A 237-nucleotide genomic window follows, 5' to 3' on the forward strand; every position below is an offset into this window, starting at 1 on the left:
GGTAGGCATTGAGCCTCGCCTGCATGCCGGTCCGGTTGCCCGCGCCATCGACTGCACCGATGAGGTCGCTGTTCTCGGCCTTGGAGGGGTCCAGCCATGAATAGCTCACTTTCACCGACTGGCCGCTAGCGATGGCGCCGCCGGCCTTGCTGGTGATCGTGCCGTAGGCGGCATCCAGGGTGTAATCGGTGTTGAGCACATAGTTCGGCGTGCCGGCAGTGTGCTTGACCACCACGT

The 237-nt window shown here is 63.7% G+C and carries 1 pseudogene; it reads right to left on the reverse strand.

Going from position 1 to position 237, the window contains the following annotated elements:
* Nucleotides 1-237, reverse strand: a pseudogene (locus ACSHWJ_RS16085) (phage tail sheath subtilisin-like domain-containing protein); the annotation flags it as partial.

The organism is Methylococcus sp. S1M (genome assembly GCF_051295855.1).
Classification (GTDB): Bacteria; Pseudomonadota; Gammaproteobacteria; order Methylococcales; family Methylococcaceae; genus Methylococcus; species Methylococcus capsulatus.